General features: G+C 69.0%; 16 protein-coding genes. 10 read left to right on the top strand and 6 right to left on the bottom strand.

What is annotated here, in order from left to right; translation table 11 throughout:
* Positions 1-106: 106 nt before the first annotated feature.
* Positions 107-1,453: an amino acid permease gene (locus AC5Y3Z_RS14800; RefSeq protein WP_473139402.1), complete on the top strand. Its 1,347-nt coding sequence runs from the start codon at positions 107-109 to the stop codon at positions 1,451-1,453.
* Here AC5Y3Z_RS14800 and AC5Y3Z_RS14795 read toward each other — a convergent pair.
* From AC5Y3Z_RS14795 to AC5Y3Z_RS14785, 3 genes are read right to left on the bottom strand one after another with little or no spacing between them, the layout of a single operon-like run.
* Positions 1,450-2,367, bottom strand: a complete 918-nt coding sequence (locus AC5Y3Z_RS14795) for a ketopantoate reductase family protein (protein WP_473139401.1) — start codon at positions 2,365-2,367, stop codon at positions 1,450-1,452. The two genes, AC5Y3Z_RS14800 and AC5Y3Z_RS14795, sit on opposite strands and share 4 nt — an antisense overlap.
* Positions 2,364-3,518, bottom strand: a complete 1,155-nt coding sequence (locus tag AC5Y3Z_RS14790) for an enolase C-terminal domain-like protein (protein ID WP_473139400.1) — start codon at positions 3,516-3,518, stop codon at positions 2,364-2,366. Before AC5Y3Z_RS14790 ends, AC5Y3Z_RS14795 begins: the two co-directional genes overlap by 4 nt.
* Positions 3,518-3,916 carry a nitroreductase family deazaflavin-dependent oxidoreductase gene (locus tag AC5Y3Z_RS14785; RefSeq protein ID WP_463825679.1) on the bottom strand — a complete coding sequence of 133 codons (399 nt, stop codon included), beginning with the start codon at positions 3,914-3,916 and terminating at the stop codon, positions 3,518-3,520. Before AC5Y3Z_RS14785 ends, AC5Y3Z_RS14790 begins: the two co-directional genes overlap by 1 nt.
* 99 nt (positions 3,917-4,015) lie before the next feature.
* Between AC5Y3Z_RS14785 and hemL the strand changes: the two genes are divergently transcribed.
* The 7 genes from hemL to AC5Y3Z_RS14750 all read left to right on the top strand — a co-directional run bounded on the left by hemL (position 4,016) and on the right by AC5Y3Z_RS14750 (position 11,299).
* Positions 4,016-5,335, top strand: coding sequence for a glutamate-1-semialdehyde 2,1-aminomutase (gene hemL / locus AC5Y3Z_RS14780; protein WP_473139399.1), 1,320 nt, complete (start codon positions 4,016-4,018; stop codon positions 5,333-5,335).
* The gene (locus tag AC5Y3Z_RS14775) at positions 5,335-5,943 is read left to right on the top strand and encodes a histidine phosphatase family protein (RefSeq protein ID WP_463825681.1); all 609 of its coding nucleotides are present in this window, start codon (positions 5,335-5,337) and stop codon (positions 5,941-5,943) included. Before hemL ends, AC5Y3Z_RS14775 begins: the two co-directional genes overlap by 1 nt.
* Positions 5,940-6,548 carry a TlpA disulfide reductase family protein gene (locus AC5Y3Z_RS14770; RefSeq protein ID WP_473139398.1) on the top strand — a complete coding sequence of 203 codons (609 nt, stop codon included), beginning with the start codon at positions 5,940-5,942 and terminating at the stop codon, positions 6,546-6,548. The genes AC5Y3Z_RS14775 and AC5Y3Z_RS14770 overlap by 4 nt, the downstream gene beginning before the upstream one ends.
* The gene (locus AC5Y3Z_RS14765) at positions 6,545-7,321 is read left to right on the top strand and encodes a cytochrome c biogenesis CcdA family protein (RefSeq protein ID WP_463825683.1); all 777 of its coding nucleotides are present in this window, start codon (positions 6,545-6,547) and stop codon (positions 7,319-7,321) included. The genes AC5Y3Z_RS14770 and AC5Y3Z_RS14765 overlap by 4 nt, the downstream gene beginning before the upstream one ends.
* Entirely contained in the window at positions 7,321-8,946 is a 1,626-nt protein-coding gene (gene resB / locus AC5Y3Z_RS14760) for a cytochrome c biogenesis protein ResB (protein WP_473139397.1), read from the top strand. Before AC5Y3Z_RS14765 ends, resB begins: the two co-directional genes overlap by 1 nt.
* A complete protein-coding gene (gene ccsB / locus AC5Y3Z_RS14755; RefSeq protein WP_463825685.1) occupies positions 8,943-9,911 on the top strand; it encodes a c-type cytochrome biogenesis protein CcsB in 969 nt (322 codons plus the stop codon). The genes resB and ccsB overlap by 4 nt, the downstream gene beginning before the upstream one ends.
* A 68-nt stretch (positions 9,912-9,979) precedes the next feature.
* Positions 9,980-11,299, top strand: a complete 1,320-nt coding sequence (locus AC5Y3Z_RS14750; protein WP_463825976.1) for a MinD/ParA family ATP-binding protein — start codon at positions 9,980-9,982, stop codon at positions 11,297-11,299.
* Between the two features lie 5 nt (positions 11,300-11,304).
* Here the strand turns inward: AC5Y3Z_RS14750 and AC5Y3Z_RS14745 are convergent, their stop codons facing one another.
* Complete coding sequence (locus tag AC5Y3Z_RS14745) at positions 11,305-11,460, bottom strand: hypothetical protein (protein WP_463825686.1); 156 nt, start codon at positions 11,458-11,460, stop codon at positions 11,305-11,307.
* A 57-nt stretch (positions 11,461-11,517) separates the two neighbouring features.
* On the opposite strand from AC5Y3Z_RS14745, the gene AC5Y3Z_RS14740 reads away from it, so the two are divergent.
* A complete protein-coding gene (locus AC5Y3Z_RS14740; RefSeq protein WP_473139396.1) occupies positions 11,518-11,892 on the top strand; it encodes a DUF4229 domain-containing protein in 375 nt (124 codons plus the stop codon).
* A gap of 10 nt (positions 11,893-11,902) precedes the next feature.
* Here AC5Y3Z_RS14740 and fabH read toward each other — a convergent pair whose 3' ends face one another.
* Both fabH and AC5Y3Z_RS14730 read right to left on the bottom strand, forming a co-directional pair.
* The gene (fabH, locus tag AC5Y3Z_RS14735) at positions 11,903-12,910 is read right to left on the bottom strand and encodes a beta-ketoacyl-ACP synthase III (protein WP_463825688.1); all 1,008 of its coding nucleotides are present in this window, start codon (positions 12,908-12,910) and stop codon (positions 11,903-11,905) included.
* Between the two features lie 91 nt (positions 12,911-13,001).
* Positions 13,002-13,874 (bottom strand): 1,4-dihydroxy-2-naphthoate polyprenyltransferase, encoded by an 873-nt coding sequence (locus tag AC5Y3Z_RS14730; protein WP_473139395.1) that lies wholly within the window; start codon positions 13,872-13,874, stop codon positions 13,002-13,004.
* A 34-nt stretch (positions 13,875-13,908) separates the two neighbouring features.
* On the opposite strand from AC5Y3Z_RS14730, the gene AC5Y3Z_RS14725 reads away from it, so the two are divergent.
* A complete protein-coding gene (locus AC5Y3Z_RS14725; protein WP_463825690.1) occupies positions 13,909-14,685 on the top strand; it encodes an S-methyl-5'-thioadenosine phosphorylase in 777 nt (258 codons plus the stop codon).
* The last annotated feature ends 1 nt before the right edge of the window (position 14,686 follow it).

Raw genomic sequence — 14,686 nt, 5'->3', positions numbered from 1 at the left:
GTTTGACGCCCGTGCCACGCCGTATTGGAAGACACTCGTGACACTGCCTTGATCCACCGCCGTCCGGGCTCGCGATTCACAGCGGGATGTGCTGTCGTTAGACGCCATGAGCGGCACCACGCAGCTGCGCCAAGGGTTGTCGCAACGCCAGCTGAACATGATTGCCATCGGCGGGGTGATCGGGGCGGGGCTGTTCGTCGGTTCCGGTGTGGTGATCCACAAGACCGGACCGGCTGCGTTCCTGACCTACGCGATCTGCGGTCTGCTGATCATCCTGGTGATGCGGATGCTGGGTGAGATGGCCACCGCGAACCCGTCGACCGGCTCGTTCGCCGACTATGCGACAACGGCACTCGGGGGTTGGGCCGGGTTTTCGGTGGGCTGGCTGTATTGGTATTTCTGGGTGATCGTGGTGGGCTTCGAGGCGGTCGCCGGCGGCAAGGTGCTCAACTACTGGTTCTCGCTACCGCTGTGGTTGTCGTCGCTGGGCCTGATGCTGTTGATGACCGCGACCAACCTGTTCTCGGTGTCGTCGTTCGGCGAGTTCGAATTCTGGTTCGCCGGAATCAAAGTCGCGACCATCGTGATCTTCCTGGGTCTGGGGACGGCGTTCGCGTTCGGCTGGCTGCCGGGTCGGCACACCGGCTTTGCCAACCTGACCGCGCACGGCGGTTTCTTTCCGCACGGTGTCGGGGCCGTCTTCGCGGCCATCGTGGTGGTGATCTTTTCCATGGTGGGCGCCGAGGTCGTCACCATCGCCGCGGCCGAAAGCCGGGAACCCGAGCGCGCTGTGGCCCGGGCGACGAATTCGGTGGTGCTGCGCATCGCGTTCTTCTTCGTCGGTTCGGTTTTCCTGCTCGTCGTGGTAATGCCGTGGAACTCAGTGGAATTGGGTGCATCACCCTATGTGGCGGCGCTGAAGCACATCGGCATTCCCGGCGCGGACCAGATCATGAACGCCGTGGTGCTCACCGCGGTGCTGTCCTGCCTGAACTCGGGCCTGTATACCGCGTCGCGCATGCTGTTCGTGCTGGCCGACCGCAACGAGGCGCCGGCCCAGCTGGTCAGGATCAGCCGGCGCGGCGTGCCGCACATCGCGATCATCGGGTCCTCAGTGGTGGGCTTTCTGTGTGTGCTGATGGCCTGGCTGGCGCCCGACACCGTGTTCCTGTTCCTGCTCAACTCCTCGGGCGCCATCATCTTATTCGTCTACCTGCTGATTGCGTTGTCGCAGATCGTGCTTCGGCGTCGTACGCCGGACGAGCAGTTGCGGGTCAGGATGTGGTTCTTCCCAGTGCTGTCGGTGCTCACCCTGGCCGGGATCGTGGCGGTGCTGGTGCAGATGGCGTTCGATCACGAGGCCCGTACCCAACTGTGGCTGAGCCTGTTGTCGTGGATGGTGGTGCTCGGGTTGTACTGCGCGGTGCAGCGGTCGGGCCGTCGCAGGGCTTAGCCCCAACGCTTTTCGACCGCCTTGACCACGGCGGTCAGCGTGGCGTTGACCGGTGCCTCGACGCCGACCCGCGCGCCGTGGCGCGGCACCGCCCCGTTGATGACGTCGATCTCGGAGACCCGACGGGCCTCATGGTCCAGCAACGCAGACGGTTTCGCATCAGGCATGCCCGCGCCGAAGTCGCGGATGTGCGCGACGGGATCCTCGACGTCGATCGCGATGCCGGAGGCTCGGGCCACCGCCCACGCTTCGATGGCCGCGGCCCGGCTGACTGGTCCCATCTCGGCGTCGTCCATCACCTGCCCGACGGTCATGCCGGTCAACGCACACGGCGCACTGTAGGCGACGTTGCAGATCAGCTTCTCCCACTGCATCGCGGCGATGTCGGTGACCGCGGCCGCGTCGAAGCCGGCGTCGCTCCACACCTGCGCGACGGCCGCGACCGTTTGATGGGGCAGTGACGAGTACGCGCCGAAACGCATGGCGCGCATGGCATTGTGGTGGACGTGTCCGGGTGCGACCCGGGCCGCTCCGAACCCGCTGGCGATCCCGACCGCGACCCGTTGCTCGCCGACGATGTCCGCCACCGTGTCGGCCGAACCCAGGCCGTTCTGGATGGTCAGCACCGGGGTGGCGCCGTCGAGCATCGAAAGTGCTTGTCGCGCACCCGTTGTCACGTCCGCGGCCTTGACGGCCAGCACGATCAGGTCCATGGGCTCGTCCGGTGCGACGGTGGCGGCCCGCAGCTGCACAGTCCGGTCGTAACCGGGACCGGTGACCCGCAGTCCGTGCCGGGCGATGACGTCGATGCCGGGTTGGTAGCTGTCGATCACCGTGACGTCGTTACCCGCCGCGGCCAATCTGGTCGCGTAGATCGAACCCATTGCACCGCAACCGATTACCGCGACCTTCATCCGACCAGCTCCTCGATCAGTCCGGACAGGCCGGGTTTTTCCTCCAGCCCGAAGCCCGGTGCGTCGGTGGGTGAGATCCGGCCGTCTGCCAACGCACAACCCGGCGAGTAGCCGCCGAACGGCTGGAACACCCCGGGGTAGGCCTCACACCCGCCCAGACCGAGCCCGGCCGCGATGTGCAGGTTGATCAGGTGCCCGCCGTGTGGATAGGCGAACCTGCGGTCGAACCCGTGCGTCTCGAGAACCGCGAGCATGCGGGTGTATTCACCCAACCCGTAGCTCAGGCCGGCATCCATCTGGAAGATGTCCCGTCCCGCCCGCATGCCGCCGTAGCGGACCAGGTTGACCACATCGGGCACCGAGAACAGGTTCTCCCCGGTGGCCACCGCGCCGTCGTAACAATCGGTCACCGCATGGTTGAGCTCGAAATCCAGCGGATCGCCGGGCTCCTCGAACCAGCGCAGCCCGTAGGACGCCAACGCGGTGGCCCACCGGGTCGCCGCGGCCCGGTCGAAACGGCCGTTGGCGTCCACCGCGACCCGGTCGCCCCGGCCGACCGCGTCGATGACGGCTTCGATGCGCGCCAGGTCGCCCGGCACGTCCGCCCCGCCGATCTTCATCTTCACCGCGTCGTACCCGAGGTCCAGATACGAACCCACCTCCGCCCGCAGTCCGTCCAGGCCGGCGTCCGGGTGGTAGTACCCGCCGGCGGCATACACCGCGACCGAGCGGACCGGTTCCCGACCGACATGACGTGCGATGGTCGCGTAGGCAGGCTCGTCGTTCAGCTTGGCGGTGAGGTCCCAGCACGCCAGTTCCAGCGCGGCGGCTGCGGTCGCCCGGTCCCCATGGCCACCCGGCTTCTCGTCGCGCAGCGCGCACGCCAGCACCGCGGCCGGGTCGAGCAGGCCCGCGCCGTCCAGCAGCGTCTCCGACGGCGCGGCCAGCACTCGCGGGATCAGCCGGTCCCGCAGGATCCCGCCCTGCGCGAACCGCCCGATCGAGTTGAAGGCCACCCCGACGGTGCGCCTGCCGTCCCGCTCGGCAATTAGCGCCACCAGCGACACGGTGTGGCCGGCGAAGTTGACCACCGCGTTGGCCGGCGCACCCTGCAGGGCTACCGGCCGTTCGAGGATCGAGACAATGCGCATCAAGACCCGGTGCGGTCGAGCAGCAACACTTCCTCGAACGGCAGTGCGGGGAAAACCGAGCGCCAGACCCCGTTCACGTGCCGGGCCGCCTCGTCCTTGCCGACCACCCGCGGTTCGCTCACCCGGAAGGTCTTGGCGTTGCGGCGCACCTGCGCACCGCCGGCGGCCTTGATGTTCTTCAGCCAGTCCCGGTCGGGTCCGTATGCCAGCGGAACGGCCAGGCCGGGCCGGCCGTCGACGTTGGTGTAAAACGCGTTGACCGGGGTGCGGTAGGGCTTTCCGGAGCGCCGTCCGACGTGTTCGATGATGGCGAACGGGGGCAGCCAGCCTGCCCACAGACGCTGTACGGGGTTGGTGACGTACCGGTTGATCCGGGCCAGGCGTTGAGGGAATCGCATGATCGCCATCCAACTCGCCGAGCCCGGCGCACATCAACCCGCCGTGATCTTCTACACCCTGTAGTTGATCGGGGGGCGGCGGCTGGGACACTAGTCAGCATGGGGACTGACCAGGCAACGGCGCGCACGCGCGCGTCCGCACAGCTGTTCTCCGACGCCTGCGCGGTGATCCCCGGCGGAGTGAACTCCCCGGTGCGGGCGTTCACCGCGGTGGGCGGCACCCCCCGGTTCATCACCCAGGCGCACGGCTGCCGGCTCACCGACGCCGACGCCAACACCTACATCGACCTGGTCTGCTCGTGGGGGCCGATGATCCTCGGGCATGCACACCCCGCGGTCGTCGACGCGGTGGTCAAGGCCGCCGCCGACGGCCTGTCGTTCGGGGCGCCGACCCCGGCCGAGACTGAACTGGCCGCCGAGATCATCGGGCGGGTCGCCCCGGTGCAGCGCCTCCGGTTGGTGAACTCCGGTACCGAGGCCACCATGAGCGCGATCCGGTTGGCGCGCGGCTTCACGGGTCGGCCCAAGATCGTGAAGTTCTCCGGCTGTTACCACGGGCACGCCGACGCGTTGCTGGCCGACGCGGGTTCGGGCGTGGCCACCCTGGGCCTGCCGTCCTCGCCGGGGGTCACCGGCGCGGCCGCGGCCGACACAATTGTGTTGCCCTACAACGATATCGACGCTGTCGAGCAGGTCTTCGCGCAGGCCGGCGAGCAGATCGCCGCGGTGATCACCGAAGCCAGCCCCGGCAACATGGGCGTCGTCCCACCCGCACCCGGCTACAACGCCGCCCTGCGACGAATCACCGCAGCGCACGGTGCGCTGCTGATCGTGGACGAGGTGATGACGGGGTTCCGGGTCAGCCGAAGTGGTTGGTACGGAATCGATCCCGTCGATGCCGACCTGTTCACGTTCGGCAAGGTGATGAGCGGCGGGCTGCCCGCCGCCGCGTTCGGGGGCCGGGTCGAGGTGATGGAGCGACTCGCCCCGCTGGGCCCGGTGTACCAGGCCGGCACGCTGTCGGGTAACCCGGTGGCGATGGCCGCCGGGCTGGCGACGTTGCGGGCGGCCGATGACGCGGTGTACGCCGCCCTGGACGCGAACGCCGACCGCCTGGCCGCGCTGTTGACCGAATCACTGACCAATGCTGGTGTGCCACATCGCATTCCGCGTGCCGGCAACATGTTGAGTGTGTTCTTCTCCGACGCGCCGGTGACGGATTTCGCGTCCGCGCGCGCTAGCCAGACGTGGCGCTATCCGGCGTTCTTCCATGCCCTGCTCGACGCCGGGGTCTACCCGCCGTGCAGCGCATTCGAGGCGTGGTTCGTATCGGCGGCGCTCGATGACGACGCTTTCGACCGGATCGCCGCAGCCCTACCCGCAGCGGCCGCCGCGGCCGCACAGGAGGACCAGCCCTGATGGCCGAGGAAACCCGCGTGCACGTGGTGCGTCACGGTGAGGTGCACAATCCGACCGGCATCCTCTACGGCCGGCTGCCCGGTTTCCGGCTGTCGGACAACGGGGTCGCGCAGGCAGCGGCGGTGGCGGATTTCCTGGCCGACCGCGACGTCGTCGCCGTGATCGCCTCGCCGCTGCAGCGGGCACAGGAGACCGCCGCGCCCATCGCCGCGCGGCACAACCTGCCGGTGGACACCGACCCCGACCTGATCGAGTCGGAGAACTTCTTCGAGGGCAAGCCGATGGGACCCGGCGACGGTGCCTGGCGTAACCCGCGGTACTGGTGGCAACTCCGCAACCCGCTCCGACCGTCGTGGGGCGAGCCGTACGTCGAGGTCGCCAGCCGGATGTCCAGTGCGGCCGACAAGGCGCGGGTGCGGGGCGCCGGGCACGAGGTGGTGTGCGTGAGCCACCAGCTGCCGGTGTGGACGCTGCGCCTGCACGTGACCGGCCAGCGGCTCTGGCACGACCCGCGGCGTCGGGAATGCGGGCTGGCGTCGGTGACGACACTGGTCTACGACGGCGATCGGCTGGTCGACGTGGAGTACTCGGAGCCGGCAGCCGGATGACCCGGTGGCTTGTCGCCGTAACACTGCTGACCGGGTTTCTCACGGGTTGTTCGGCCGGGAAGGACGCGGTTGCCCAGGGCGGCACATTCGAGTTCGTGTCCCCGGGCGGCAAGACAGACATCTTCTACGACCCGCCGGACACCCGCGGCCGGCCGGGCCCGCTGTCCGGGCCCAGCCTCACCGACCCGGCACGCACCGTGTCACTGGACGACTTTCCCGGCAACGTCGTCGTCGTCAACGTGTGGGGCCAGTGGTGCGGGCCGTGCCGGGCCGAGATCACCCAACTGCAGCGGGTCTACGACGCCACCCGCGCAGCCGGGGTGTCCTTCCTGGGCATCGACGTGCGTGACAACAGCCGCCAGGCGGCCCAGGACTTCGTCAGCGACCGGCATGTGACGTTCCCGTCGATCTACGACCCGCCGATGCGCACCCTGATCGCGTTCGGCGGCAAGTACCCGACCACGGTCATCCCGTCCACCCTGGTGCTGGACCGCCGGCACCGGGTCGCCGCGGTGTTCCTGCGCGAACTGCTGGCCGAGGACCTGCAACCGGTGGTGCAGCGGATCGCCGCCGAGACGCCACCCGGGACGTCGGGACCGCAGTGACCGGCTTCGCCCACCTCGCTGCCGCCGGGCCCCTGGTGGTGGCCCTCGGGGTCTGCATGCTGGCCGGGCTGGTGTCGTTCGCGTCGCCGTGCGTGGTGCCGCTGGTACCGGGCTACCTGTCGTATCTGGCGGCGGTGGTCGGGGTCTCCGACGAGCAACCCGGCACCCTCAAGGCCCCGCCGGCGGCGCGCTGGCGGGTCGCCGGGTCCGCCCTGCTCTTCGTCGCCGGGTTCACCACGATCTTCGTGCTGGGCACCGTCGCGGTCCTGGGCATGACCACCGCGTTGATCGACAACCAGCTGGTGCTGCAGCGCGTCGGCGGCGTGCTCACCATCGTGATGGGACTCGTCTTCGTCGGGCTCATCCCGGCGCTGCAGCAACAGGCCAGGTTCAGCCCCGGACAGTGGACGACGGTGGCCGGTGCGCCGCTGCTCGGCGCGGTGTTCGCACTGGGCTGGACGCCCTGCCTGGGGCCGACGCTGACCGGGGTGATCACCGTGGCCTCCGCCACCGACGGCGCGAACGTGGCGCGCGGTGTCGCGCTGGTGATCGCTTACTGCCTGGGGCTGGGCGTGCCGTTCGTGCTGCTGGCAGTGGGGTCGGCCAAAGCGGTGACCGCGCTGGGCTGGCTGCGCCGGCACAGCCGGGCGATCCAGATATTCGGTGGCGTGCTGCTGATCTCGGTGGGCTTCGCGCTGGTCACCGGGGTGTGGAACGACTTCGTGTCCTGGCTGCGCGACGCTTTTGTGTCCGACGTGAGGTTGCCGATCTGATGCTCACGGGACTTGCGGCGAGGGCGCGCAACACCTGGCGCTCCCTGACATCGATGGGCACCGCGCTGGTGCTGCTCTTCCTGCTCGCGCTGGCCGCGATACCCGGGGCGCTGCTACCGCAGCGCAGCCTCAACGCCGGCAAGGTCGAGGAGTATCTGCACACCCACCCGATGATCGGGCCGTGGCTCAACGAGCTGCAGGCCTTCGACGTGTTCTCCAGTTTCTGGTTCACCGCCATCTACGTGTTGCTGTTCATCTCGCTGGTCGGCTGCCTCACCCCGCGAATCTTCGAGCACGCCCGCAGCCTGCGCGCCGAACCGGTGGCCGCGCCGCGCAACCTCGCCCGGCTGCCCAAGCACGCTGAGCAGGAGCTGACCACCGGACCGGCGGAGGTCGACGCGCTGGCCACCGCCATCGAGGCCCGGCTGCGGGGCTGGCGCACAGCGGTCAGGCACCGCGCTGACACCGTCGAGATCGCCGCCGAAAAGGGGTACCTGCGCGAATTCGGCAACCTGGTGTTCCACTTCTCGCTGCTGGGCCTGCTGGTGGCGGTCGCCGTCGGCAAGCTGTTCGGTTACGAGGGCAACGTGATCGTCATCGCCGACGGTGGTCCGGGGTTCTGCTCGGCGTCGCCGGCCGCGTTCGATTCGTTCCGTGCCGGCAACACCGTCGACGGCACCTCGCTGAATCCGATCTGCCTGCGGGTCAACAACTTTCAGGCGCACTATCTGCCGTCGGGGCAGGCCACCTCGTTCGCCGCGGACATCGCCTACCAAGCCGGGGCCGACCTCGACGCCAACACCTGGCGGCCCTACCGGCTGGAGGTCAACCACCCGCTGCGCGTCGGCGGGGACCGGGTCTACCTGCAGGGCCACGGTTACGCGCCGACCTTCACCGTCACCTTCCCCGACGGTCAGACCCGCACCTCCACCGTGCAATGGCGACCTGACAACCCGCAGACGCTGCTCTCGTCGGGCGTGGCCCGCGTCGACCCGCCGGCCGGCAGCTACCCCACCGCCCAGGAGCGGCGCCAACACCAGATCGCGATCCAGGGCCTGCTGGCGCCCACCGAACAGCTCGACGGCGCCCTGCTGTCGTCGCGCTTCCCGGCGCTCAACGACCCGGCGGTGGCCATCGACATCTACCGCGGCGACACCGGGCTGGACACCGGGCGGCCGCAGTCGTTGTTCACCCTGGACCCCCGGCTGATCGAACAGGGCAGGTTGACCAGGGAGAAGCGGGTCAATCTGCGCGCCGGGGATCAGGTCCGCATCGATCAGGGCCCGGCCGCGGGCACCGTCGTGCGTTTCGACGGCGCGGTACCGTTCGTCAACCTGCAGGTGTCGCACGACCCCGGACAGGCCTGGGTGCTGGTGTTCGCGATCAGCATGATGGCCGGACTGTTGGTATCGCTGCTGGTGCGCCGGCGCCGGGTGTGGGTTCGACTCACGCCGGACAGCGACCGGCCCAGTACCGTGAACGTCGAACTGGGCGGTCTGGCACGGACCGACAACTCCGGCTGGGGCGACGAGTTCGAGCGCCTCACCGAGCGATTATTGGCCGGTTTGGGCGGATCCGGTGTGCCGGCCGGCATTCCCAGTAAGGCCGGAAGGAACCTCACATGAACACCCAGCACATCGACCTCGGCCTGGCCCGCTATTCCGACTGGGCGTTCACCTCGGCGGTGGTCGCACTGGTCGTGGCGCTGCTGTTGCTGGCCTACGAGCTCGCCTACGTCCGGGCCCGCAAACTTGAGCCGGTCGCCGCCGGCGGCGTCAGCACCGACAGCGCGACGCCCGGCGTCGTCGCGGATGCCCCGCAACGCCCGTTCGACGAACGCGTGGGTCGCGCCGGGTTGTCCGTGCTGTACCTCGGTTGCGGACTGCTGCTCGCCTGCATCGTGCTGCGGGGACTGGCCACCATGCGGGTGCCCTGGGGCAACATGTACGAATTCATCAACCTCACCTGCATGTGCGGTCTGGTCGCCGGCGCGGTGGTGCTGCGCCGCCCGCAGTACCGTCCGCTGTGGGTCTTCCTGCTGCTGCCGATCCTGATCCTGCTCACGGTGTCCGGGCGCTGGCTCTACACCAACGCCGCACCGGTCATGCCGGCGTTGCAGTCCTACTGGCTGCCCATTCACGTCTCGGTGGTCAGCCTGGGCTCCGGGGTATTCCTGGTCGCCGGCATCTGCAGCATCCTGTTCCTGCTGCGGACCTCGCGCTTCGGGGACCCCGAGACCGAGGGCCGGCTGGCGCAGCTGACGCAGCGCTTCCCCGACGCCCAGACCCTGGACCGCATCGCCTACCGGACCACGATCTTCGCCTTCCCGGTGTTCGGGTTCGGGGTCATCTTCGGCGCGATCTGGGCGGAAGAGGCCTGGGGCCGGTACTGGGGCTGGGACCCCAAGGAAACAGTGTCGTTCATCGCATGGGTGATCTACGCGGCCTACCTACATGCCAGGTCAACGGCGGGTTGGCGGGACCGTAAGGCGGCGTGGGTCAACGTCGCGGGGTTCGTCGCGATGGTCTTCAATCTGTTCTTCGTTAACCTGGTGACCGTCGGCCTGCACTCGTACGCGGGTGTCGGCTGACCGACGGCTACCGACCCGAGCAAGCGGGCAAGAGGGGGAGTGCAGTGTCAGAACATCCAACACCGGCCGTGGGGGCGCCGCAGGTCTATTCGGCGGACGGCGCAGGCCAGAATGCCGGTTCAGATCAGCCGACGACGCAGTTGCCTGCCGTGCCGCCCGCCGAACACGGTGCACCGACGCGGGCCTTCGCCGGTTTCCGCACCGAGCGGCGGGGATCGGCGGCCAGCGACAGCACCGTCGGTTCGGCCAGCATGACGCCGCCGCCCCAACCGGTCGAACTGCCCCACGGCCGTCCGCAGTGGGAAGCCGGGCCGACGACGGGCCCGGTCACCGGCATCACCCGGGTGGACCCGACGGCCTACGGCGCCTACTACCCCGGCCCGCCCGACGACGCCGGCACACGGGAACGGCCGCAGTTCCGCCCGGAGCCGCTGCCCCAGACGCCGTATCCGGAGCTGTCCACCACCGTGCTGCTGCGACCGGTCAAGCCGCCACCTTCGGAGGGCTGGCGCCGAGCGCTGTACGTCATGTCCGGTCAGCTGATCAACCTCGGGGAGAGTCCCCGAGCGATGCGGCACCACAACCTGGTGGCCCAGATCAACCGGCCACTGCGGGGCAGCTACCGCATCGCGGTGCTGTCGCTGAAAGGCGGGGTCGGCAAGACCACGATCACCGCGACCCTGGGCTCCACGTTCGCGTCGATCCGCGGTGACCGGGTGGTCGCGGTGGACGCCAACCCCGACCGCGGCACGTTGAGCCAGAAGCTCCCGCTGGACACCCCGGCCACGGTGCGGCATCTGCTGCGCGACGCGGAGAGCATCGAGCGCTACAGCGACGTCCGCGGCTACACCTCGCAGAACGAGAGCGGGCTGGAAGTGCTTGCCTCCGACAGCGATCCGACCGTTTCGGAGGCATTCAGCGGCGACGACTACACCCGAACCCTGGACATCTTGGACCGCTTCTACGGCCTGGTGCTCACCGACTGCGGGACCGGGTTGCTGCACTCCACGATGTCGGCGATCCTGGCCAAGGCCGACGTGCTGATCGTGGTCGCTTCGGGTTCCATCGACGGCGCCCGCAGTGCCTCGGCGACGCTGGACTGGCTGGAGGCGCACGGCCACGAAGACCTGGTGCGCAACTCGATCGCGGTCATCAACGCGGTGCGGTCGCGGTCGGGCAAGGTCGATATGCAGAAGGTGGTCGACCACTTCGCGCGGCGCTGCCGGGCGGTGCGGGTGGTGCCGTTCGACCCGCACCTCGAGGAGGGCGCCGAGATCAACCTGGATCGGTTGAAGCGGGAGACCCGCGAGGCGCTGGCCGAGCTCGCGGCGGCCGTCGCCGATGGATTTCCGGGTGATCAGCGGCGGGCGAACCCGAACTTCGTCTGACCCGCTCAGCGAGGCTTGTTCTCGCCCAGTCGGCGCAGGAATTCGGGATCGTCGTCGGGCCCGATGACCCGGCTCTTCGGCCGGCTCGTCTGCGACTTCGCCGCACGCAACCCCAGATAGATCAACGTCCCGAGAATCAGGACGACGAGCAGGTAAAGCACTCGACACCTCCTGTAGAGCGAATATACCCGCGACCGGCCGGTGGCTAGGCTCAAGATGTGTCAGAAGCGCCCAGTGACAAGACGGTTCAGGGTCCGGAGAATCAACGCGGCGTCGTCGACGTCCTCCTCTATGCGGCGGCGAGGCTGCTGCTGGCGGTGGTGGTCAGCGCAGCGATCTACGCGGTTGCGCGGCTGCTCGGTGTGAACGACTTCCCGCTCGCCGTCGCCGGCCTGTTCGGGCTGGTCGTCGCGATGCCGCTGGGCATGTGGCTGTTCAGCCCGCTGCGCCGGCGCGCCGCCGGGGTCCTCGAGGTCACAGGCGAGCGGCGGCGCACCGAACGCGCGCAGTTGCAGGCCCGGCTGCGCGGCGAGGCGCCCGCGGGCCGGGACCCCGATCCGGAGCCTGAACGGCAGGCCGGCGGCGGGACATGAGCGCCGGGCTTCAGCCCGTCGGCATCCGCACCACCTGCGCGGCATAGCTCAGACCGGCGCCGTAGCCGATCAGCAGGGCCAGGTCACCACCCTTGGCCGCGCCGGTCGCCAACAGCTCGTGCATCGCCAGCGGAATCGAGGCCGCCGAGGTGTTGCCGGTGTGCTCGATGTCGTTGGCGACGACGGCGTCCGGGCGCAGCTGCATGTTCTTGGCCAGCAGCTCGTTGATCCTGCTGTTGGCTTGGTGCGGGATGAAGACGTCGATCTCATCGGACCGCACTCCTGCGGCGTCCATCGCCTGCCGGCCGACCTTGCCCATCTCGAACGCGGCCCACCGGAACACGGCGGTGCCCTCCATCCGCAGAAACGGGCGGGGTCCGGTCGGGTTCTCCGTGTAGGTGATCCAGTCGATGTCCTGACGGATGGCGTTGGCCTGTTCCCCGTCACTGCCCCAGACGGCCGGCCCGATGCCCTGCTCGGGCGTCTCACCCACCACCACCGACGCGGCGCCGTCGGCGAAGATGAAACAGTTGCTGCGATCGAGCATGTCGACCGTCGGGGACAGTTTCTCGGTGCCCACCACCAGCATCTTGCGGGCGCTGCCGCCGCGGATCATGTCCGCGGCGACGCCGAGCGCGTAACCGAAACCCGCACATCCCACCGACAGGTCGAATCCGGGCACACCCTTGGCGCCCAGCGCCGTGGCGACCGCGGGTGCGGCGGCCGGCGTCTGCAGGAAGTGGGTGTTGGTGGCCACGATCACGCCGTCGATGTCGGAACCGTCCACCTCGGCCCGGGCGAGTGCTTCCCGGCTGGCTTCGATCGCCATCGAGGTCGCGGACTCGTGGTCGGCAGCGAAGCGTCGCGTCTTGATGCCGGTCCGGGCATAGATCCATTCGTCGGACGAGTCGATGTTCTGGCAGATCTCGTCGTTGGTGACGACGCGTTGGGGGCGGTAGGCCCCCACGCTGAGCAGGCCGATCTTCTTGGGTCCGGTGACCGAGGCGATCTCAGACATCTTCGTCCTTCCGGGCAGTCTCGAATCCCCCAAGCCTGATCGACTCTAGGCGCGTCGGTGCGGGGCGCGCATCCGGGTCGTCAACACGTTCTCAGCTGGCCAGTGTCAGCGCCGCGGCCACCGCGGTCGCCCACACCACCATGGCCAGGCCGGTGTCGCGCAGTACCGGAATCAGCTCCGGCCCGCCACGCCCCGAGCGCACCGGGCGATCGGCGCGCAGCGCCAGCGGCGTCGCGACCAAGCCCGCGGCACACCACGGTGTCGCGATCATCAGCACCAGCGTCAGCACCGCGGTGCCGGCCAGCAGGGCGTGGTAGAGCACCCGGGTGCGGCTGTCGCCCAGGCGGACCGCCAGCGTGATCTTGCCGGACACGGTGTCGGTGGGTATGTCGCGCAGATTGTTGGCCACCAGCACCGACGACGACAGCGCCCCGATCCCCACGGCCAGCACCAGCCCCACCCAGTCGATCCGCAACGCCTGGGTGTACTGGGTGCCGAGCACCGCGGTCAGGCCGAAGAACACGAAAACCGCGGCCTCGCCCAACCCTGAGTAGCCGTACGGTTTGGCGCCCCCGGTGTACAACCAGGCGCCGGCGACGCAGGCGATACCGACCCCGATCAGCCAGGGCCCACTGACCAGCGCCAGCACCAGGCCGGACACACACCCCAGGAACAGGCTGACCAGCGCCGCGGTGGCGACCGCTCGCGGCGCGGCCAGCCGCGAACCCACCAGGCGCATCGGCCCGGCCCGCTCGTCGTCGGTGCCGCGGATGCCGTCGGAATAGTCGTTGGCGTAGTTCACGCCCACGATGAACGGAATCGCGACACCGAGCGCCAGCAACGCTTTCCACCACACCGCCGCGTGCAACCAGGCCGCCGCGCCGGTGCCGGCGATCACGGGCGCCACCGCGTTCGGCAACGTCCGCGGGCGAGCACCGGACACCCATTGCGCAAATGTGGCCACCAACTGATCCTGCCCTATACGTGACAATGGGCGGATGCTCGGAGTGATCGGTGGCACCGGCTTCTACACGTTTTTCGAGTCCCGCACCCGGACGGTGTCTCCCGACACGCCATGGGGCAGTCCCAGCGCGCCGATCACGATCGGCGCCGTCGGCGAGCACGACGTCGCCTTTCTGCCCCGGCACGGTGCCAAGCACGAGTTCTCGCCGCACACCGTGCCGTACCGGGCCAACATGTGGGCGCTGCGTGCCCTCGGCGTGCGGCGGGTGTTCGCCCCCTGCGCGGTCGGCAGCCTGCAGCCCGAGGTTGGGCCGGGCACGGTGGTGGTGCCTGATCAGTTGGTGGACCGGACCAGTGGGCGGGCGGACACCTACTTCGACTCCGGCGGGGTGCACACCAGCTTCGCCGACCCGTACTGTCCGTCGTTGCGGACTGCAATCACCGGGCTGGGCGATGTCGTCGACGGCGGCACCATGGTGGTCATCCAAGGCCCCCGATTTTCCACCCGCGCGGAGAGCCGGTGGTTCGCCGCGGCCGGGTTCGGACTGATCAACATGACCGGGTATCCGGAGGCGATACTGGCTCGCGAACTCGAATTATGTTATGCCGCAATCGCCTTGATCACCGATGTCGACGCCGGAGTCGAGGTGGGGGAGGGCGTCAGAGGCATCGACGTGTTCGCTGAATTCGAGAAGAACATCCCGAAGTTCAAAGGGCTGGTGCGCGCGGCGATCAGCCGGGTCGCGGGTGAACGTACCTGCACGCACTGTCGCCGGCATGCCGGCGTTCCGTTGCCGTTCGAGCTGCCCTGAA

Source organism: Mycobacterium sp. NGS61, assembly GCF_059812325.1.
The sequence above is the reverse complement of the archived record's forward strand: the minus strand, read 5'-3'. Positions and strand labels throughout refer to the sequence as shown.

What these genes read in the sequence shown, in the direction of transcription:
- AC5Y3Z_RS14800 (WP_473139402.1), top strand. Translation starts at nt 107, where the DNA reads ATGAGCGGCACCACGCAGCTGCGCCAAGGGTTGTCGCAACGCCAGCTG.
- AC5Y3Z_RS14795 (WP_473139401.1), bottom strand. Translation starts at nt 2,367, where the DNA reads ATGAAGGTCGCGGTAATCGGTTGCGGTGCAATGGGTTCGATCTACGCG.
- AC5Y3Z_RS14790 (WP_473139400.1), bottom strand. Translation starts at nt 3,518, where the DNA reads ATGCGCATTGTCTCGATCCTCGAACGGCCGGTAGCCCTGCAGGGTGCG.
- AC5Y3Z_RS14785 (WP_463825679.1), bottom strand. Translation starts at nt 3,916, where the DNA reads ATGCGATTCCCTCAACGCCTGGCCCGGATCAACCGGTACGTCACCAAC.
- hemL (WP_473139399.1), top strand. Translation starts at nt 4,016, where the DNA reads ATGGGGACTGACCAGGCAACGGCGCGCACGCGCGCGTCCGCACAGCTG.
- AC5Y3Z_RS14775 (WP_463825681.1), top strand. Translation starts at nt 5,335, where the DNA reads ATGGCCGAGGAAACCCGCGTGCACGTGGTGCGTCACGGTGAGGTGCAC.
- AC5Y3Z_RS14770 (WP_473139398.1), top strand. Translation starts at nt 5,940, where the DNA reads ATGACCCGGTGGCTTGTCGCCGTAACACTGCTGACCGGGTTTCTCACG.
- resB (WP_473139397.1), top strand. Translation starts at nt 7,321, where the DNA reads ATGCTCACGGGACTTGCGGCGAGGGCGCGCAACACCTGGCGCTCCCTG.
- ccsB (WP_463825685.1), top strand. Translation starts at nt 8,943, where the DNA reads ATGAACACCCAGCACATCGACCTCGGCCTGGCCCGCTATTCCGACTGG.
- fabH (WP_463825688.1), bottom strand. Translation starts at nt 12,910, where the DNA reads ATGTCTGAGATCGCCTCGGTCACCGGACCCAAGAAGATCGGCCTGCTC.
- AC5Y3Z_RS14725 (WP_463825690.1), top strand. Translation starts at nt 13,909, where the DNA reads ATGCTCGGAGTGATCGGTGGCACCGGCTTCTACACGTTTTTCGAGTCC.